General features: G+C 59.8%; 15 protein-coding genes, 1 pseudogene and 1 other annotated feature. Of the genes and pseudogenes, 6 read left to right on the top strand and 10 right to left on the bottom strand.

Annotated features, from left to right (window positions below):
- Nucleotides 1-26 precede the first annotated feature (26 nt).
- The 4 genes from acnA to topA form a co-directional block, all read right to left on the bottom strand.
- Nucleotides 27-2699: an aconitate hydratase AcnA gene (gene acnA / locus ACMGF9_RS10580; protein ID WP_021503816.1), complete on the bottom strand. Its 2673-nt coding sequence runs from the start codon at nucleotides 2697-2699 to the stop codon at nucleotides 27-29.
- 499 nt (nucleotides 2700-3198) lie between these two features.
- Nucleotides 3199-4173: an HTH-type transcriptional regulator CysB gene (gene cysB, locus ACMGF9_RS10575; RefSeq protein ID WP_004930690.1), complete on the bottom strand. Its 975-nt coding sequence runs from the start codon at nucleotides 4171-4173 to the stop codon at nucleotides 3199-3201.
- A 221-nt stretch (nucleotides 4174-4394) separates the two neighbouring features.
- A complete protein-coding gene (locus tag ACMGF9_RS10570; RefSeq protein WP_260115612.1) occupies nucleotides 4395-4529 on the bottom strand; it encodes a hypothetical protein in 135 nt (44 codons plus the stop codon).
- Between the two features lie 5 nt (nucleotides 4530-4534).
- On the bottom strand, nucleotides 4535-7132 hold the full coding sequence (gene topA, locus ACMGF9_RS10565) for a type I DNA topoisomerase (protein WP_015378045.1): 2598 nt from the start codon (nucleotides 7130-7132) through the stop codon (nucleotides 4535-4537).
- Between the two features lie 427 nt (nucleotides 7133-7559).
- Between topA and ACMGF9_RS10560 the strand changes: the two genes are divergently transcribed.
- On the top strand, nucleotides 7560-7811 hold the full coding sequence (locus ACMGF9_RS10560; RefSeq protein WP_004930700.1) for a YciN family protein: 252 nt from the start codon (nucleotides 7560-7562) through the stop codon (nucleotides 7809-7811).
- A 51-nt stretch (nucleotides 7812-7862) separates the two neighbouring features.
- On the opposite strand, the gene sohB is transcribed toward ACMGF9_RS10560, so the two are convergent.
- Nucleotides 7863-8909 (bottom strand): protease SohB, encoded by a 1047-nt coding sequence (gene sohB, locus ACMGF9_RS10555; RefSeq protein ID WP_004930703.1) that lies wholly within the window; start codon nucleotides 8907-8909, stop codon nucleotides 7863-7865.
- A gap of 359 nt (nucleotides 8910-9268) precedes the next feature.
- Here sohB and ACMGF9_RS10550 point away from each other — a divergent pair, with 359 nt between their 5' ends.
- Together ACMGF9_RS10550 and cobO are read left to right on the top strand one after the other, a co-directional pair.
- On the top strand, nucleotides 9269-10030 hold the full coding sequence (locus tag ACMGF9_RS10550) for a YciK family oxidoreductase (RefSeq protein ID WP_414160220.1): 762 nt from the start codon (nucleotides 9269-9271) through the stop codon (nucleotides 10028-10030).
- A gap of 13 nt (nucleotides 10031-10043) precedes the next feature.
- Nucleotides 10044-10634 (top strand): cob(I)yrinic acid a,c-diamide adenosyltransferase, encoded by a 591-nt coding sequence (gene cobO / locus ACMGF9_RS10545; RefSeq protein WP_075684653.1) that lies wholly within the window; start codon nucleotides 10044-10046, stop codon nucleotides 10632-10634.
- A gap of 39 nt (nucleotides 10635-10673) precedes the next feature.
- Here the strand turns inward: cobO and rluB are convergent, their stop codons facing one another.
- The 5 genes from rluB to rnm form a co-directional block, all read right to left on the bottom strand.
- Nucleotides 10674-11570, bottom strand: a complete 897-nt coding sequence (gene rluB, locus ACMGF9_RS10540; protein ID WP_015378049.1) for a 23S rRNA pseudouridine(2605) synthase RluB — start codon at nucleotides 11568-11570, stop codon at nucleotides 10674-10676.
- A 161-nt stretch (nucleotides 11571-11731) separates the two neighbouring features.
- The gene (locus ACMGF9_RS10535; RefSeq protein ID WP_351005008.1) at nucleotides 11732-12529 is read right to left on the bottom strand and encodes an alpha/beta fold hydrolase; all 798 of its coding nucleotides are present in this window, start codon (nucleotides 12527-12529) and stop codon (nucleotides 11732-11734) included.
- A gap of 149 nt (nucleotides 12530-12678) precedes the next feature.
- Nucleotides 12679-13038 (bottom strand): Rap1a/Tai family immunity protein, encoded by a 360-nt coding sequence (locus ACMGF9_RS10530; protein ID WP_004932057.1) that lies wholly within the window; start codon nucleotides 13036-13038, stop codon nucleotides 12679-12681.
- Nucleotides 13039-13153: 115 nt separating this feature from the next.
- On the bottom strand, nucleotides 13154-13774 hold the full coding sequence (locus tag ACMGF9_RS10525; protein WP_004932058.1) for an L-threonylcarbamoyladenylate synthase: 621 nt from the start codon (nucleotides 13772-13774) through the stop codon (nucleotides 13154-13156).
- Between the two features lie 47 nt (nucleotides 13775-13821).
- Nucleotides 13822-14703 carry an RNase RNM gene (gene rnm, locus ACMGF9_RS10520; protein WP_015378064.1) on the bottom strand — a complete coding sequence of 294 codons (882 nt, stop codon included), beginning with the start codon at nucleotides 14701-14703 and terminating at the stop codon, nucleotides 13822-13824.
- 239 nt (nucleotides 14704-14942) lie between these two features.
- Nucleotides 14943-15046, top strand: a sequence feature (Trp leader region).
- Nucleotides 15047-15070: 24 nt separating this feature from the next.
- Between rnm and ACMGF9_RS10515 the strand changes: the two genes are divergently transcribed.
- The 3 genes and pseudogenes from ACMGF9_RS10515 (at nucleotide 15071) to trpCF (ending at nucleotide 19594) form a co-directional block, all read left to right on the top strand.
- The gene (locus tag ACMGF9_RS10515; protein ID WP_015378065.1) at nucleotides 15071-16633 is read left to right on the top strand and encodes an anthranilate synthase component 1; all 1563 of its coding nucleotides are present in this window, start codon (nucleotides 15071-15073) and stop codon (nucleotides 16631-16633) included.
- Nucleotides 16633-18229: pseudogene (gene trpD, locus ACMGF9_RS10510) on the top strand (bifunctional anthranilate synthase glutamate amidotransferase component TrpG/anthranilate phosphoribosyltransferase TrpD). The gene ACMGF9_RS10515 and the pseudogene trpD overlap by 1 nt, the downstream one beginning before the upstream one ends.
- 3 nt (nucleotides 18230-18232) lie before the next feature.
- Nucleotides 18233-19594: a bifunctional indole-3-glycerol-phosphate synthase TrpC/phosphoribosylanthranilate isomerase TrpF gene (gene trpCF, locus ACMGF9_RS10505; protein WP_031299679.1), complete on the top strand. Its 1362-nt coding sequence runs from the start codon at nucleotides 18233-18235 to the stop codon at nucleotides 19592-19594.
- Nucleotides 19595-19624 lie beyond the last annotated feature (30 nt).

Raw genomic sequence — 19624 nt, 5'->3', positions numbered from 1 at the left:
CTTACGGCGCCCTTTTTATTGATTAATTACAGCATTTTCCTGATCACATAGTGCAGGATGCCGTCGTTTTCGTAGTAAGTCAGCTCATTGCCGGTATCGATGCGGCAACGGGTGTCGACCACTTCCTTGCGCCCGTCGGCATAGGTGATGTGCACCGGCACCGTCTGGCCCGGCTGAAGCTGTTGCAGGCCGCCAACGCTGATCTGCTCATCCCCGGTCAGCCCCAGCGTTTTACGCGTCACCCCTTGCGGGAACTCCAGCGGCAAAATCCCCATGCCGATCAGGTTAGAGCGGTGAATACGCTCGAAGGATTCGGCAATCACCACCCGCACGCCCAGCAGGCGCGGCCCCTTCGCCGCCCAGTCACGGCTGGAGCCGGAACCGTACTCTTTACCGGCGATCACCGCCAGCGGCACCTTCTCCTGCTGATACTGCATGGCGGCGTCGTAGATAGACAGCTGCTGTTGCGAAGGAATATGGCGGGTATAGCCGCCTTCCACGCCCGGCACCATTTCGTTGCGGATGCGAATGTTGGCGAAGGTGCCGCGCATCATCACTTCGTGGTTGCCACGGCGTGAACCGTAGGAGTTGAAATCCTGCGGTGCTACGCCATGCTCGCTCAGGTAACGCCCCGCCGGGCTGTCGCGCTTGATGTTACCCGCCGGCGAGATGTGATCGGTGGTCACCGAGTCGGCCAGAATCGCCAGAATGCGCGCATCTTTGATGTCCTGCACCGGATCCGGCTTCACCTTCATGGTGCTGAAGAACGGCGGATGGCGGATATAGGTAGAATCCTCCTGCCACTGATAGGTCGCCGAACCGGTCACCTGGATCGCCTGCCAGTTGGCATCGCCGTCGAACACTTCGCCGTACTCCTTGTGGAACATCTCGGTGCGCACTTCTTCCACCGCCTGAGCGATGTCCCGGCTGCTCGGCCAGATGTCCTTCAGGTAGACCGGCTGGCCATCGTTGCCCTCGCCCAGCGGCTCTTTGGTCAGATCGATCTTCATGCTGCCCGCCAGCGCATAAGCCACCACCAGCGGCGGCGAGGCCAGCCAGTTGGTTTTCACCAGCGGGTGGATGCGCCCTTCGAAGTTACGGTTGCCCGACAGCACCGCGCCCACGGTCAGATCGCCCTCTTTGATCGCCTGCTCGATCGGATCCGGCAGCGGGCCGGAGTTACCGATGCAGGTGGTACAGCCATACCCCACCAGGTTGAACCCCAACTCTTCCAGATAAGCGGTGAGTTTGGCGCTGTCGAAGTAGTCGGTCACCACTTTGGAACCCGGCGCCAGCGAGGTTTTTACCCAGGGTTTGCTGCGCAGCCCTTTCTTGACGGCGTTTTTCGCCAGCAGGCCGGCCGCCATCATCACGCTCGGGTTGGAGGTGTTGGTGCAGGAGGTGATCGCCGCGATCACCACTGCGCCGTCGCGCAGTTCGTGCTGCTGCCCGTCCAGCGTAAAGGTTTTGCTGTCTGTCTTGGCCTTGTGGCCGCCGATATCCAACTCGGTAGCGGCCTTGAACGCCTGCGGCACATTCGGCAGCGCCACGCGATCCTGCGGGCGTTTCGGCCCGGCGAGGCTCGCCTCCACCGTCGACATATCCAGCGCCAGCGAGCTGGTGAATACCGGCTCATCTCCCGGATTGCGCCACATGCCCTGCGCCTTGGCGTAGGCTTCCACCAGCGCGATTTGTTCGGCGCTGCGACCGCTGAGTTTCATGTAGCCGAGCGTGACATCGTCTACCGGGAAGAAGCCGCAGGTAGCGCCGAACTCCGGCGACATGTTGGCGATGGTCGCCCGATCGGCCAGCGGCAGATCGGCCAGGCCGTCGCCGTAAAACTCGACGAACTTGCCGACAACGCCGTGTTTGCGCAGCATTTGGGTGACGGTCAGCACCAGATCGGTGGCGGTAATGCCCTCGCGGAGCTTGCCGGTCAGCTTGAAGCCGACCACGTCCGGGATCAGCATCGACACCGGCTGGCCCAGCATCGCGGCTTCCGCTTCGATGCCGCCCACGCCCCAGCCCAGGATGCCCAGGCCGTTAATCATGGTGGTGTGGGAATCGGTGCCCACCAGCGTATCCGGATAGGCCACGCGGCGGCCGCTTTCGTCGCTGTGCCACACCGTTTGGCCAAGGTATTCGAGGTTGACCTGGTGGCAGATGCCGGTGCCCGGCGGCACCACGCGGAAACGGTTGAAGGCTTTCTGCCCCCAGCGCAGGAAGGTGTAGCGCTCGTGGTTGCGCTGCATTTCGATGCGCACGTTGTCTTCAAAGGCATTATCGTCGCCAAATTCATCGACGGTGACCGAGTGGTCAATCACCAGATCCACCGGTGACAGCGGGTTCACCTGGTCGACATTGCCGCCCAGCCGCCGCACCGCTTCACGCATCGCCGCCAGATCCACCACCGCCGGCACGCCGGTAAAGTCCTGCATCAGCACGCGTGCTGGACGGTAGGCGATCTCACGGTCAGCATGGCCGGTTTGCAACCAGGCGACGATGGCCTTGAGGTCGTCAACCTGCACGGTATCGCCATCCACATGGCGCAGCAGGTTCTCCAACAGCACTTTCATTGATTTCGGCAACCGGTCGATATCACCCAGCTGCTTCGCCGCCAGCGGCAGACTGTAGTAGTAATATTCGCTATTCAGCGCAACCAGCTTATCCAGACTTGTTTCACGAAGATCGGACGACATAGCTCCTCCATTTTCTTATTGTGATTAAAACAGGGTAATCAGTGAGGTCTTGTTTAAAGATACCACAAAGATAAGTTAACGTTTTGATAACAACACGATTTGATCACAACGATAGGCGGGAACAATCAAGAAGAAGGAAGTGCGAGCGCAGCCAAGGGGTTAGGCCACACGTCAACGAAAACGCCGCAACGAGGCGGCGTTTTTGCAGGGAAAATCTCGCGGCTTTAACGGGATTTGCGCACCAGGCGGCGACATACTGTGAGCACAACTGCAGCAATGATGGCAGAGACACCCAATTTAATGGCAATGACAGCCGAGTCGAAATTATTCATCCCTATTTCACCATCACCGCTAATTTCTATGTTGTTGGAAACGAAGCTATCGAAAGGACGGCGGCTTTTCAGGATGATCCTGAGAAACAAGGAAGGTGCGGGTTTCCGGGCTAAAAAAAACCGGTTAGGCAGGCACCTAACCGGGTTTGATTTGATATCGTCAACGATTACTTAATCGGCAGCTTGATGTCCTTGAACATCGCTTCGATTTCTTCATTGGAGCGCAGCGCCACTGCGCTGTCGACCACGTCGCGCGTCAGGTGCGGCGCGAAGCGCTGAATGAAGTCGTACATGTAGCTGCGCAGGAAGGTGCTACGGCGGAAGCCGATTTTAGTGGTGCTATATGTGAAGATATCGCGCGCATCCACCGTCACCAGATCCGGATCCTGCACCGGATCCACCGCCATGCTGGCGATCACCCCCACCCCCAATCCCAGACGCACATAGGTTTTAATCACGTCGGCGTCGGTGGCGGTGAAGACGATGCGCGGCGTCAGGCCGGCGCGGTTGAAGGCGGTGTCCAGCTCCGAGCGGCCGGTAAAGCCGAAGGTGTAAGTGACAATCGGGTAAGCCGCCAGCTCTTCAATGCTGATGCTGCTTTTGCCCGCCAAAGGATGATCGGGCTTCACCACCACCGCACGGTTCCAGTGGTAGCACGGCAACATGATGAGATCGTCGTACAGGTGCAGCGCCTCGGTGGCGATGGCAAAATCGGCGGTGCCCTTGGAGACCGCTTCGGCGATCTGCGTCGGCGATCCCTGATGCATGTGCAGCGAGACGCGCGGGTAACGCTCGATAAAGCCCTTGATCACGTTTGGCAAGGCGTAGCGAGCCTGGGTATGCGTGGTGGCGACGTACAGCGAGCCTTTGTCCGGGTAGGTGTGTTCACCGGCAACGGCTTTGATGGCGTCTACTTTGGACAACACTTCACGCGCGATGCGAATGATTTCCTGGCCGGCGGGGGTGACCTGGGTCAGGTGCTTGCCGCTGCGGGCGAAAATCTGGATGCCCAGCTCATCTTCGAGCATGCGCACCTGTTTGCTGATGCCGGGTTGAGAGGTATAGAGCCCTTCTGCCGTCGAGGAGACATTCAGGTTGTGGTTAACCACTTCCACAATGTAACGAAGCTGCTGCAATTTCATATCTTATACCATCCTAGGTTAAACACTGCGGCTTACCCGCAGCCAGGTATATCGGTGTCGCCCCGGTATGCTGAAACTCACAAGCCATAAACCCCGTGTTCTACCCTGATGGTGAAGAAAACGCCGTTGTTAATAAGCTTTAATAATAAAAAAACTTTTTATATAACCACTATACCACGATGCAGCTTCAAGTATAGATCCGCGTCACACTATGATAACGATTATTTTGCATGGGTATCAACGTGAAACGCCGGTGTCGGAGGGATAAAAACAGCAAAGGATAGATCCGTTTGCCCCTTTTCACCAATAAAAAAACCAGCCGCCAGGGCTGGTTTTTCATCTTGCGGGCAGGACATCGGCCTTACTTCTTGCCTTCGACCCACTTGCCGTCCACGTAGAACGCGGACCAACCGGTCGCCTTGCCGTCTTTTTCAGAGGAGACGTACTGCTGCTTGGTTTTACGGCTGAAACGCACCAGCGTTTTGTTGCCTTCGGCATCCGCCACCGGCGCATCGGCCAGATAGCGTAGTTTCTCCGGCAGACGATCCTTGAAGCGAGCCAGCTCTTCCACCAACGGCGCGCGGGTCTCGCGCGATTTAGGGAAGGTGTTGGCCGCCAGGAACACGCCGGCAGCGCCGTCACGCAGCACGAAATAGGCGTCGGACTTCTCGCACGGCAGTTCCGGCAACGGCACCGGATCTTCCTTCGGCGGCGCGACATCGCCGTTACGCAGGATCTTGCGGGTGTTTTTGCAGTTCTCGTTGGTGCAGCCCATGTACTTGCCGAAACGCCCCATTTTCAGGTGCATTTCCGAACCGCACTTGTCGCACTCCACCACCGGGCCGTCATAGCCTTTCAGGCGGAACTCGCCCTCTTCGATCTCATAGCCGTCACACGCCGGGTTGTTGCCGCAGACGTGCAGCTTGCGCTGGTTATCGATCAGATAGCTGTCCATCGCCGTACCGCATTTCTGGCAGCGGCGGCGGGCGCGCAACGCGTTGGTTTCCGCGTCGTCGCCTTCGAGGATGTTGAGCACTTCCGCTTCAGGCACCAGGTTGATGGTGGTTTTGCAACGTTCCTTCGGCGGCAGCGCGTAGCCGGAACAGCCGAGGAACACGCCGGTGCTGGCGGTACGGATGCCCATCTTGCGGCCGCAGGTCGGGCAGTCGATGCTGGTCATCACCATCTGGTTAGGCCGCATGCCGCCTTCTTCCGGATCCTTCTCCGCCGTTTCCAGCTGCTCGCTGAAATCGACAAAGAACTCGTCCAGTACCGCTTTCCACTCGGCCTGGTTGTTGGCGACCTCATCGAGGCCGTCTTCCATGCGTGCGGTGAAGTCATAGTTCATCAGCTCGCGGAAGTTCTCTTCCAGACGATCGGTGACGATCTCGCCCATTTTCTCGGCATAGAAACGGCGGCTTTCCACCCGCACATAACCGCGATCCTGAATGGTCGAGATGATGGAGGCGTAGGTGGACGGACGGCCGATGCCGCGTTTCTCCAGCTCTTTCACCAGCGAAGCTTCGCTGTAACGCGCCGGCGGCTTGGTGAAGTGCTGGCTCGGGATCAGTTTCTGCAGATCCAGCTCGCTGCCGATTTCGACGAACGGCAACGTGCGATCTTCATCGCCCTTGCGCAACGCCGGCATCACCTTGGTCCAGCCGTCAAAGCGCAGCGTACGGCCCTTGGCGCGCAGCTGATAATCGCCGGCTTTCACCGTCAGCGTAGTGGAATCGTATTGCGCCGGCGTCATCTGGCAGGCAACGAACTGGCGCCAGATCAGCTGATACAGCTTCTGCGCGTCCGCTTCCATGTCTTTGAGCTGCTCGGCGAGCACGTTCACGTCCGAAGGACGGATCGCTTCGTGCGCTTCCTGCGAATTCTCTTTGCTGCTGTACTGATTCGGCGCCTTCGGCAGGTATTTATCGCCGAAGTTGTCGCCGATGTAGCCACGCACCATGTTGAGCGCATCCTGGCTCAGGTTGGTGGAGTCGGTACGCATATAGGTGATGTGGCCGGCTTCATACAGCCGTTGCGCCATCATCATGGTTTTCTTCACGCCGAAGCTCAGGCGGGTGCTGGCGGCCTGTTGCAGCGTGGAGGTAATGAAAGGCGCGCCCGGCTTGCTGCTGGTCGGTTTGTCTTCGCGATCCAGCACCGTGTAGCGGGCTTTTTCCAGCAACTTGACCGCGGCGTGAGTCTGCTCGCGGTTAACCGGCTTGAACGGTTTGTCGTGCGCATGGGTCACTTCCATCTGCAGCGCGGTTTCACCCTTCGCCAGCAGATCGGCATGCAGCTCCCAGTACTCTTCCGGCACGAACGCCTTGATGTCGCGTTCGCGCTCCACCACCAGACGCACCGCCACCGACTGCACACGGCCGGCGGACAGGCCGCGGGCGATTTTCTTCCACAGCAGCGGCGAGACCATATAACCCACCACGCGGTCCATAAACCGGCGCGCCTGCTGCGCGTTGACACGATCAATGTTCAGCTCGCCCGGCTGTTTGAACGCCTGTTGGATCGCGTTTTTGGTGATTTCGTTAAACACCACGCGGCTAAAGCGTTTGTCATCGCCACCGATCACTTCCCGCAGGTGCCAGGCAATGGCTTCCCCTTCGCGGTCAAGGTCAGTTGCGAGATAAATGTGGTCGGCGTTTTCCGCCAACGATTTTAACTCGGCGACCACTTTTTCTTTACCCGGCAGGATTTCATAATGCGCTTTCCAGCCGTGGTAAGGGTCGACGCCCATGCGATTTACCAGCGCCGCCTTCTCATCTTTTTTAACTTTTTTCTTGGCTTTGTCTTCGGTTGAGTCAGCGCTCTTTTTGCTGGCTGAGCCACTGGTCGGCAAATCACGGATGTGACCGACGCTGGACTTCACCACGTAGTCACTTCCTAAATATTTATTAATAGTTTTGGCTTTTGCCGGGGACTCAACTATTACGAGAGCTTTACCCATATTTACCTTTACCTAATTTATTTCTTCTAAAAAGAAGTCTTTTATCTCGCCGTGCCGCGGCAATTCGTGTCTCTTTTTTTATATTGCGGCAGTCTGGCAAGAGATCAACAGATTTTTTTCTTTTGGTTGCCCAACTGCTCAACCTGAACGCAAGTTGTTGATCCTGCCTGCTATTCACCCATGCCCCAGAAGTATGGCTGTGTGAGTTTTATTCATGGCGTAAACAAAACCTTCCACCCGACGCCGCAAAATCCCACACTGTACCTGATAAAAAGCGTCACGCAACCTAATTAGCATGGAAAGTCCGATTTCGCCAACCGGCGGCCGCCCATGGCCATCCAGACGGCAAATAAACCTTAGTCGGTTTGCGGATAAAAGCGAACCGGCGTTAGAATATGCGCAGAGTTTTTAGTTTGGAGTCTAATAAATGCGCACGAATACTGCACCTATCGGCCGCGAGGCCCTGCTGGCGGAAGCAAATAACATCATCCGCCAACACGAAGATTATCTGCACGGCATGATCGCCACCGACGTTGAACAAAAAAGCGGCGTTTTAGTTTTTCGCGGCGAATACTTTTTGGATGCCGATGGATTGCCCACCGCCAAAACCACCGCGGTATTTAATATGTTTAAACATTTGGCTCACCTGCTTTCGGAAAAATACCACCTGGTCGATTAAGACAAGAAAACGGGGGCGCCTGGCCCCCGTTGATTCCCGCTCTCGTTGCCGTTACAACAACGGCTTTTCCCCACGCTGCCACCAGCGCAGCAGCAAACGATCGACGCTTTCCGCCGCGCTGCCGGTGAAGCGATCCATCAGGCGTTTGCGGCGCGTATAGCGCACGGCGATCACTTCGTGGTTATCCAGCTCGGCGATCAGCAAATCATCGCTGGTGCCGATGGCGTCGATCAGGCCCTTCTCTTTCGCCTGTGAACCGAACCAGTGCTCACCGGTGGCGACGCTGTCGATGTCGAGCGACGGACGCTGCTCATGCACAAAGCGCTTGAACAGCTCGTGCGTTTCGTTCAGATCTTCTCGGAACTTCTCGCGCCCTTGTTCGGTGTTTTCGCCAAACAGCGTCAGCGTGCGTTTAAATTGCCCGGCGGTGTGCAACTCCACGTCGATATCGTTCTTTTTCAACAGGCGGTGGAAGTTCGGGATCTGCGCCACCACGCCGATGGAACCGATGATGGCGAACGGCGCCGCCACGATGCGATCCGCAACGCAAGCCATCATGTAGCCGCCGCTGGCCGCCACTTTATCCACCGCGACCGTCAGACGAATGCCGCCTTTGCGCAGGCGCTCCAACTGCGAAGCCGCCAGGCCGTAGCCGTGCACCACCCCGCCAGGGCTTTCCAGGCGCAACAGAACTTCATCCTGCGCCGACGCCACCGCCAGCACCGCCGAGATCTCTTCGCGCAGCGAGGTGACCTCGTGCGCGTCCATGCTGCCCTTGAAGTCCAGCACATACAGGCACGGCTTGGCCACTTCCACCGCGCCGGACTTGGCGCGCTGTTTCTTCAATTTGTCATCAGATTTAGTCTGCTTTTTGAACTGTTTCAGCCAAACCTTCTGCTCGGCGGCATCCATGCGCGCCAGGCGCATATCGCGCTGCATCTCGCGATACTGTTCGCCGAGATCGGTCAGCTGCAGCTCCCCTTTCTGGCGGCTCTTGCGTTGCCCCAAACTGACCGCCAGGATGGCCAACGCGGCGATGGCGAGCACCACCGTGGCGACCTTGGCCAGAAACAGGCCATAAACAGATATAAACTCCACAGATTCCGCCTTTATTTACAGGTTGTTAGTATGCTTATTTCCATTTTAGCCAACCGCAGCGGCTGCTGTCGCGGCTAAATGAAAATTCATTGCGCACAGAGCATCACTATGGGGACGATTTACGGCCGAACCAAGCCGCCACCGCCGCGCTTTTGTTACAAAAGAATGCCATTTCAGCCTGCTACGCATTGAAAATGCCCGCGGATTAAGGCATATAACACCCATTATTCATCAATATGATGAGACGGATTCGCTGCGCGGCCCGCAGACGGTCGAGCCTTCGCTCCCGCCCCGGCCGCGCGTTTCACCCTTGCTCCCCGATATCTGCGGGAGAACAGCCACCCAGGCGAGGATTTATCGTGCATTACCAACCCAAACAAGATCTGCTCGAACAACGTATCATTTTGGTCACCGGCGCCGGCGACGGCATCGGCCGTGAAGCGGCGCTGACCTACGCGCGCTTCGGCGCCCAGTTGGTGCTGCTGGGGCGCACCGAGAGCAAACTGCTGGCGGTACAACAAGAGATCGCAGCCCAGGGCGGTGCCCCGGCCCTGGTGGTGACGCTGGACTTGCTGCACGCCACTCAGAAGCAATGCCGGCAGATAGCCGACGATCTGGCGCACCAGATCCCCCGCCTTGATGGCGTGCTGCACAACGCCGGCCTGCTCGGCGACATCGCGCCGATGGCCGACCTGTCGATGACCATGTGGCAAGAAGTGATGCAGGTTAACGTCAACGCCACCTTTATGCTGACTCAGGCACTGCTGCCGCTGCTGCTGAAATCCCACGCCGGGTCGCTGGTGTTCACCAGCTCCAGCGTCGGGCGTACCGGCCGCGCAGATTGGGGTGCCTATGCGGTGTCGAAGTTCGCCACCGAGGGCATGATGCAGGTGTTGGCCGACGAGTACAAAAACCGCAATCTGCGGGTGAACTGCATCAATCCGGGCGGCACTCGCACCAAAATGCGCGCATCTGCCTTCCCGCACGAAGACAAGAACAAGCTGAAAACCCCGGCCGATATCATGCCGCTGTATCTGTATTTGATGGGCGAAGACAGCCGCCGCAAAACCGGCATGAGCTTCGACGCGCAGCCGAACCGCAAACCCGGCGCAGCCGAATAATCAGGAGCGTTTCATGGCGGAAGATCGTCATCAACAGCGCCAGCAGCGCCTGAAAGAACAGGTCGATGCGCGCATCGCTGCGGCGCAGGACACCCGCGGCCTGCTGCTGGTGTTTACCGGCAACGGCAAAGGCAAAACCACCGCCGCCTTCGGCACCGTCACCCGCGCGGTCGGCCACGGCATGCGCGCCGGGGTGATCCAGTTCATCAAGGGCGAATGGCCCAATGGCGAAAAGAATCTGCTGCAGCAACACGGCGTTGAATTTCAGGTGATGGCCACCGGTTTTACCTGGGAAACGCAGAACAAGGCCGGCGACACCGCCGCCTGCCAGGCGGTGTGGCAGCACGGCAAACGCATGCTGGCCGACAACAGCCTGGATCTGGTGCTGCTGGACGAAGTGACCTACATGCTGACCTACGGCTATCTGGAACTGGAAGAGCTGAAGGCAGCGCTCCTGCAACGCCCTGCGCATCAGACGGTGATCCTGACCGGGCGCGGCTGCCATCGCGATCTGTTGGAACTGGCGGATACGGTCACGGAGATGCGGCCGGTGAAACACGCGTTCGACGCGGGCGTGAAGGCGCAACAAGGGATCGATTGGTAACAAAACGTTCTGGCCCCGAACGGGGCCAGAACGGCGGGATTAGCTGCGTTTGCTTGGCTTGCCTGGTTTGCTGCCTGGCGCACTGCGGCGGCCGCTGCCGGCCACCTGCGAGTGGCGCTTGACCGCCCGGCGGATCTGGTTGGCCTTCACGCGGCGGCGCTCACGCTCCACCGGCATTTTGCTGACCGTTTCCGGTTTCAACTCCACCAGCTCGCGCAGGTAGTTGATCGCCGGCAGATCCAGTTCGGCCCAGCCGCCGCGCGGCAGGCCTTTCGGCAGATCGATGTCGCCGTAACGCACGCGGATCAGGCGGCTCACCTGCACGCCCACCGCTTCCCACAGGCGACGCACTTCACGGTTGCGGCCTTCAGTCAGGGTCACGTTGTACCACTGATTGAGGCCTTCACCGCCCTGGAAGCTGATGGTGCGGAAGGCGGCCGGGCCGTCTTCCAATTGCACGCCTTTGCTCAGCTGCTTCACTTTCGCATCGTCGACCTGGCCGAACACGCGCACCGCGTATTCGCGCTCCACTTCACGGCTCGGGTGCATCAGACGGTTGGCCAGTTCACCATCGGTAGTGAACAGCAGCAGACCGGAGGTGTTGACGTCCAGGCGCCCTACCGCCACCCAGCGCGAACCGCGCAGCTTCGGCAGGCGATCGAACACCGTCGGGCGGCCTTCAGGATCGCTGCGGGTACACAGCTCGCCTTCCGGTTTGTAGTAAGCCAGCACCCGGCAAACCACCTCTTCGGACTCTTTGATCGACAGGACATGACCGTCCAGACGAATTTTCATCGCCGGGGTCACTTCAACGCGATCGCCCAGCTTGGCGACCTTGCCGTCGACGCTGACGCGCCCGGCTTCAATCATGGTTTCGATTTCACGACGCGAGCCATGCCCGGCGCGCGCTAAAACTTTCTGTAACTTTTCGCTCATTGAGCAACCTCTAATGTCGCCTTCACAGGCGTCGGGGGGATACCGCCGTGGCCAACCGCCACCACGGTCATAATACGTTTATCAGGATCGAACCGCGTATTATACAGGCTTTCTAAGGTGTTGAAACCCACTTTATCGGCGGTGGCCCCCACAGGCGGCGTTCACGGCGCCAAAAAATCCTCCACTGCCCACAGCACCGCGTCAGGCCGTTCCAGAATACCGAGGTGAGTGCGGGCCTCCCCTAGACGCACCACGGAGAAAAACGGCTGCTCGGCGGCAAATGCCTGCTGTTGCCGCAAATAGTCGTCGCGGCGATCCAACGAGTAGATGTGCCGGCACGGCGGCGGCGCGCTCATGCCCGCCAGGCGTTGCAGCGGCGAGCCGAATTGCCGGTAGGCCTGTTCGATGGCCACCCCGGCGGCACGCCAAAGCCGGTAATCCTCCTGCGCCATCTCGACCTCCAGATGGCGTTTGACCCGATCGTGGCGGATGCCGCCCTGCCAAAAGTCGAACAAGGCGTCGCGTGCCGCCAGCCACTGCTGCGGCTGCTGCATGCGGCTCACCGCCGTAAAGAACGCCGGCTCCGGCTGCGTCATGATCCAGTCGAGAAACACCATGCCCCGTACCCGTTGCGGCAACGCTTCGGCCAACGCTACCGCCAGCCAGCTGGCGTGCGCCACCGACAGAGTGACCGCGTTATCCAAACGCAGCGCCGTCAGCAGTTGGCGCACATCCTCCAGCAAGTCGTCCGCCGTCAGCGACATCTCCGTGGCTTTTGAAGACAGGCCATGGCCTCGCCAGTCGATGCTGATCACCCGATAGCGTTCGGCCGCCAGAGAGATGAACGGCTCAAACACGGTTTTCGGTTCGCACCAGCCGGGCAGCAACACCAACGTGAGCGGCCCTGAGCCGACATCCTGATAGTCGAGTATCATGTTGGCACTGTGAAATGCGGTCATATTACCTCCTGCGCGTCTCTCCCCGACCCGTTCGGGGAATACCGACGGGGATAAGGTGACAGCGCAGCAGGTATTGATCTATTGAAGTTCGTGCGGAAAGCCCCCTGGGCGCACCTTATGAAAAAATGCGCACTAATTGGAATGGGAACTTAATGGCGCACGCAGGGATAGGCGGCACTTAACGCCAGCATGATCACCGACGGTGCGGAATAATGCAGTTGCTCAGGATGCTCGTTCAAATACTGCATCACCGCGTCGGCGGCTACGCCGATGCTCATCCCGGCTTCCGGGCAGATATTGCGGTTGCCCTGCATGGAATAAGTATCGAATACGCCGGCGACGTATCCCATGAACATGCCGCCATTCAGCGCTTCGGCCACGGTGGCTTCACCGCTTTTATTTTTTACGTAACCGCTGGATTCCGCCAGCAGACCACTGCCCGAATAAAACCCCGCATTTGCCATTGAGGAAAATAATAAGGCCGCTAAAAAAGAAACCTGTTTAATCATTGCTGCGCATCCTGCCCATTATCAATTCTGAAGTCTTCAAGAATAGCGGCTTTCACGCGAAATAGCGTCGCTTCAGCCGATTTTCAGACAATGGGCAAGGTGGCAACAATTGACATCAACGGAAAGGCGCCGCGTCGCCCGCCCCCTCACGCACCACTTCCGGCGAGGATTCGGTCAGATCGATCACCGTGGTCGGCTGTTGGCCAAGGAAGCCGCCGTGGATCACCAGATCGACCACCTTGCCCAAATGATCGTTGATCTCTTCCGGATCGGACTCGGCAAAATCATTGCCCGGCAGCATCAGGGTGGTGGACATCATCGGTTCGTTCAGCGCCTCCAGCAGCGCCAATGCGATCGGGTTCGACGGCACACGCAGGCCGATGGTTTTGCGCTTTTCATTCATCAGGCGGCGCGGCACTTCTTTGGTCGCTTTCAGAATGAAGGTGTAGTTGCCCGGCGTATTGTTTTTAATCAGGCGGAACGCCGTATTATCGACGTGCGCATAAGTCGACAACTCGGACAGATCGCGGCACATCAGGGTGAAATTGTGGTTGCCGTCCAACTGACGGATGCGGCAAATGCGTTCCATCGCCGCCTTTTCTTCCAGCATACAGCCCAGCGCGTAGCCGGAATCGGTGGGATAAACGATCACCCCGCCCTTGCGCAGCACCTCAACCGCCTGGTTAATCAAACGCGGCTGTGGGTTGTCCGGGTGAATATAAAAAAGCTGACTCATGACTTGCTCCTAAAATGATGCCCGCGCGCGTTGCCACGCGCGAAAAATCAGACCGCCTCGCCAGGCTGCGGCCAATCGCGCCACACCGGCTCGACCCCGCCCGGCAGCCACAGTTTGCGGCCCAGTTCGATCCACGAACAAGGCTGATGAAAATCAGATCCTTGCGAGGCCAACAGGCGGTAGTCCTGGGCGTATTTCGCCAACTGCGAGCGCTCATGCGGCGCCTGCTGACACTGCGCCACTTCCATGGCGTCGCCGCCGTGTTCGGCGAAATGCGCCAGCAAACGTTTCAACCACTTCGCGGTCAGATCGTAACGGCCGGGATGCGCTATCACCGCCTGGCCGCCCGATTGATGAATCGCATCAATGGCTTGTTCTATTGTACACCACTGCGGCGGCACGTAGCCGGTTTTGCCTTTGGCCAGATATTTCTTGAACACCTGCGCCATGTTGTCCGCCACGCCAATCTCCACCAGGTAACGGGCGAAATGGCCGCGGGTCACCGCACCGGCCCCCGCCAACCGCTGGGCGCCGGCATAGGCGTCGGGAATGCGCGCTTTACCCAGACGCGCGCCGATCTCCTGTGCCCGCCGGTTGCGACGTTCGGTTTGTTCCGCCAATAGCGCCACCAGCGCCGGGTGCGCGACGTCCATGCCCAACCCAACGATATGAATTTCATGGTTTTCCCACAGCGTCGAGATTTCCACCCCGTTGACCAGCCGCAGCGGCAACGCCTGCTCCGCAATAGCGGCGGCGGCCTCAGCCAAGCCTGCGGTGGTGTCGTGATCGGTGATCGCCAGCACACCCACGCGCATCTCTACCGCCCGCAGCACCAGCTGCGTTGGCGTCAGGTAGCCATCAGAGGCGGTCGTGTGGCTGTGGAGATCGTACAGAGTAAAAGCGGTGGATGGGGGGTTACTGTCTGTCAAAACGGCTATCCGGCAATGGCTTGGCTTTCTATCATACCCGCGATCGGCGGCCGGACGGAAATCTATTCTGCGCCAGGCAGACGATGAATAGAATTCACGCTGACCGCTAAAACATTGTGCAAAAAGAGGGTTGACTTTGCCTTCGCGAACCAGTTAACTAGTACACAAGTTCACGGCAACGGCCGTGTCGGATGAGAGTTAAAAAAGAGAGTCTGCAAATGAACACATACATTTCTCTTCACGGTTGGTGGCGTACCTCCCTCTTGCGGGCGGTGTAATCGCGCATAGCTGTCATCTGACAATGCAGATTTCCTGAGCCCGCACCTGATGCGGGCTTTTTTATGGACAGAATTCACTGGAACCACCGATGATGAACACCAAACCACAACTGACATTGCTGAAGGCGCAAGCCAGCTACCGGGGCGATCCCACCACCCTTTTCCACCAGCTGTGCGGCGCCCGTCCGGCCACCCTGCTGCTGGAGTCGGCGGAAATCAACAGCAAACAGAATCTGCAGAGCCTGCTGGTGATCGACAGCGCGCTGCGCATTACCGCACTGGGCCACACCGTCAGCGTGCAGGCGCTCACCGCCAACGGCGCGGCGCTGCTGCCGCTGCTGGACGAAGCGCTGCCGCCCGAGGTGCGCAATCAGGCACGCCCTAACGGCCGCGAGCTGACCTTCCCGGCGATCGACGAGGTGCAGGACGAAGACGCGCGCCTGCGCTCCCTGTCGGTGTTCGACGCACTGCGCACACTGCTGACGCTGGTGGACTCCCCGGCGGACGAGCGCGAAGCCGTGATGCTGGGCGGCCTGTTCGCCTATGATTTGGTCGCCGGTTTTGAAAACCTGCCGGCGCTGCGCCAGGATCAACGCTGCCCGGACTTCTGCTTCTATCTGGCGGAAACCCTGCTGGTGCTGGATCATCAACGCGGCTCGGCCCGTCTGCAGGCCAGCGTCTTCAGTGAGCAGGCGAGTGAAGCGCAGCGTTTGCAGCACCGCCTGGAACAGCTGCAGGCTGAGTTGCAACAACCCCCGCAGCCAATCCCGCACCAAACGCTGGAAAACATGCAGCTGAGCTGTAACCAGAGCGACGAAGAGTACGGCGCGGTGGTCAGCGAGCTGCAGGAAGCGATCCGCCAGGGCGAGATTTTCCAGGTGGTGCCGTCGCGCCGCTTCACCCTGCCGTGCCCGGCGCCGCTGGCGGCCTACCAAACGTTGAAAGACAACAACCCCAGCCCGTACATGTTCTTCATGCAGGATGATGACTTCACCCTGTTCGGCGCTTCGCCGGAGAGCGCGCTGAAATACGACGCGGGCAATCGCCAAATCGAAATCTACCCGATCGCCGGCACTCGCCCACGCGGCCGCCGCGCCGATGGGTCGCTGGATTTGGATCTCGACAGCCGCATCGAGCTGGAAATGCGCACCGACCACAAAGAGCTGGCCGAGCACTTGATGCTGGTCGATCTGGCGCGCAACGATCTGGCGCGCATCTGCCAGGCCGGCAGCCGCTACGTGGCCGACCTGACCAAAGTGGATCGCTATTCATTCGTCATGCACCTGGTTTCCCGCGTGGTGGGCACCCTGCGCGCCGATCTCGACGTGCTGCACGCCTACCAGGCCTGCATGAACATGGGCACCCTCAGCGGCGCGCCGAAAGTGCGGGCGATGCAGCTGATCGCCGCCTCCGAAGGCACGCGCCGCGGCAGCTACGGCGGCGCAGTGGGCTACTTCACCGCCACCGGCGATCTGGATACCTGCATCGTCATTCGCTCCGCCTACGTTGAAGATGGCATCGCCACCGTGCAAGCCGGTGCCGGCGTGGTGCTGGATTCCGTCCCGCAGGCGGAAGCCGACGAAACCCGTAATAAAGCCCGTGCCGTGCTGCGCGCCATCGCCACTGCGCACCATGCCAAGGAGGTGTTCTGATGGCCGATATCCTGCTGCTCGACAACGTCGACTCCTTTACCTACAACCTGGTCGATCAGCTGCGCGCCAGCGGCCACCAGGTGGTGATTTACCGTAATCAGATCGCCGCCGAGGTGATCATCGAGCGTCTGCAACAGATGGAACAGCCGGTGCTGATGCTGTCGCCCGGCCCTGGCGCCCCTTCCGAAGCGGGCTGTATGCCGGAACTGCTGCAGCGTCTGCGCGGCCAACTGCCGATCATCGGCATCTGCCTCGGCCACCAGGCGATCGTCGAAGCCTATGGCGGCCAGGTCGGCCAGGCGGGCGAGATCCTGCACGGCAAAGCCTCGGCGATCGCTCACGATGGCGAAGGCATGTTCGCCGGCATGGCCAATCCGCTGCCAGTGGCGCGCTACCACTCGCTGGTCGGCAGCAATATCCCGGCCGATCTCACCGTCAACGCCCGTTTCGGCGAAATGGTGATGGCGGTGCGCGACGACCGCCGCCGCGTGTGCGGCTTCCAGTTCCACCCGGAATCGATTCTGACCACCCACGGCGCGCGCCTGCTTGAGCAGACCCTGGCCTGGGCGCTGGCGAAGTAATATAAGGAACACGACGATGCAACCTATTCTTGAGAAACTGTACCGCGCCGAGTCGATGAGCCAGCAGGAAAGCCAACAGCTGTTCAGCGCCATCGTGCGCGGCGAGCTGGAGCCGAGCCAACTGGCGGCGGCGTTGATCAGCATGAAAGTCCGCGGCGAGCGCCCGGAAGAGATCGCCGGCGCCGCCAAAGCGCTGCTGGACGACGCTCAGCCGTTCCCGCGCCCTGACTATCTGTTCGCCGATATCGTCGGCACCGGCGGCGACGGCACCAACAGCATCAATATTTCCACCGCCAGCGCCTTCGTGGCGGCGGCGTGCGGCGCGAAGATCGCCAAACACGGCAACCGCAGCGTCTCTAGCCGTTCCGGCTCTTCGGATCTGCTGGCGGCGTTCGGTATCCGTCTGGATCTGCCGGCGGAAGAGGCGCGCAAGGCGTTGGACGATCTTGGCGTGTGCTTCCTGTTCGCGCCGCAGTACCACACCGGTTTTCGTCACGCCATGCCGGTGCGCCAGCAGCTGAAGACCCGCACACTGTTCAACGTGCTGGGCCCGCTGATCAACCCGGCGCGCCCGCCGCTGGCGCTGATCGGCGTTTACAGCCCGGAACTGGTGCTGCCGATTGCCGAAACCCTGCGCGTGCTGGGTTATCAGCGTGCGGCGGTGGTTCACGGCGGCGGCATGGACGAGGTGGCGATCCACGCCCCGACGCACGTGGCGGAATTGAACAACGGCGAAATCAGCAGCTACCAGCTCACGCCGCAGTCCTTCGGATTGGAAACCTATCCGCTGGAAGCCTTGCTGGGCGGTACGCCGGAAGAAAACCGTGACATTTTGGCGCGGCTGTTACAAGGTAAAGGCGAGCCGGCGCACGCCGCGGCGGTCGCGGCCAACGTCGCGTTGCTTCTGAAGTTATTCGGACATGAAGACCTGCGCCAAAATGCGCGGCAGGCACTGGATATGATCAACAGCGGGCAGGCCTATGAGCGTGTCATCGCACTGGCGGCAAGAGGATAAATGATGCAGGAAACCGTGCTACACAAGATTGTCCGCGACAAAGCGCAATGGATCGCGGCGCGACAACAGCAACAGCCCCTGGCCGGCTTTCAGAACGACATCGTGCCGAGTGAACGCAGTTTCTATCACGCGCTGCAGGGCACCCGGACGGCTTTCATTCTCGAATGCAAGAAGGCCTCGCCTTCCAAAGGGCTGATTCGCGAGAACTTTGATCCGGTAGAGATCGCCACGGTGTATAAAGATTTCGCCTCGGCGATCTCGGTGCTGACCGACGAGAAATACTTCCAGGGCAGCTTCGATTTCCTGCCGCTGGTCAGTAAAGCCGTCAGCCAACCGGTGTTGTGCAAAGACTTTATCATCGATCCATATCAGATTTACCTGGCGCGCTACTATCAGGCCGATGCCATCCTGCTGATGCTGTCGGTGTTGACCGACGACCAGTATCGCCAACTGGCGGCGGTAGCCCACAGCCTGAATATGGGCGTGCTGACCGAAGTGATCAGTGAAGAAGAACTGCAGCGCGCGATCGCGCTGGAAGCGCGCGTGGTCGGCATCAACAACCGCGATCTGCGCGATCTGAGCATCGATCTGAACCGCACCCGCCAGCTGGCGCCGCGCGTGCCGCATGGCGTGACGGTGATCAGCGAGTCAGGCATCAACAACTATGGGCAGATCCGCGAGCTGAGCCATTACGCCAACGGCTTCCTGATCGGCAGCGCGCTGATGTCGGAACCCGATCTGCGCGCCGCCGTGCGCCGCGTGATCCTCGGCGACAACAAAGTGTGCGGCCTGACTCGTCCGCAGGACGCCGCCGCCGCCTATCAGGCCGGCGCCATCTACGGCGGGCTAATCTTCGTCGGCCGTTCACCGCGCTATGTGGACATCACCCGCGCCCGCGAAGTGATCTCCGGCGCGCCGCTGAAGTATGTCGGCGTGTTCTGCGACGCCCAGCTCGATACCGTGGCGTTGACCGTTGAGCGCCTCGGGCTGCACGCGGTGCAACTGCACGGCGCGGAAGACCAGGCCTATATCAGCGCCCTGCGCGCCCGTTTGCCGGCCGATTGCCGCATCTGGAAAGCGCTGAGCGTGAAAGATCGAGTGCCGGCGCGCGATCTGCAGCATGTCGATCGCTACCTGCTCGACAACGGCGCCGGCGGCACCGGCCAACGCTTCGACTGGTCGGTATTGCAAGGCGAAGATCTGACTAACGTGATGCTGGCGGGCGGCCTGCGCGCCGACAACTGCGTCGAAGCGGCCAAGCTCGGCTGCGCCGGGCTGGACTTCAACTCCGGCGTGGAAAGCGAACCGGGCATCAAAGATCCCGCGCGCCTGGCCTCGGTCTTCCAGACCCTGCGCGCCTACTGAATACGGCTCTATATTAATAACGGATAATAA

It is taken from the genome of Serratia sp. BNK-23 (genome assembly GCF_047456145.1).
Classification (GTDB): domain Bacteria; phylum Pseudomonadota; class Gammaproteobacteria; order Enterobacterales; family Enterobacteriaceae; genus Serratia; species Serratia nematodiphila.
The sequence above is the reverse complement of the archived record's forward strand: the minus strand, read 5'-3'. Positions and strand labels throughout refer to the sequence as shown.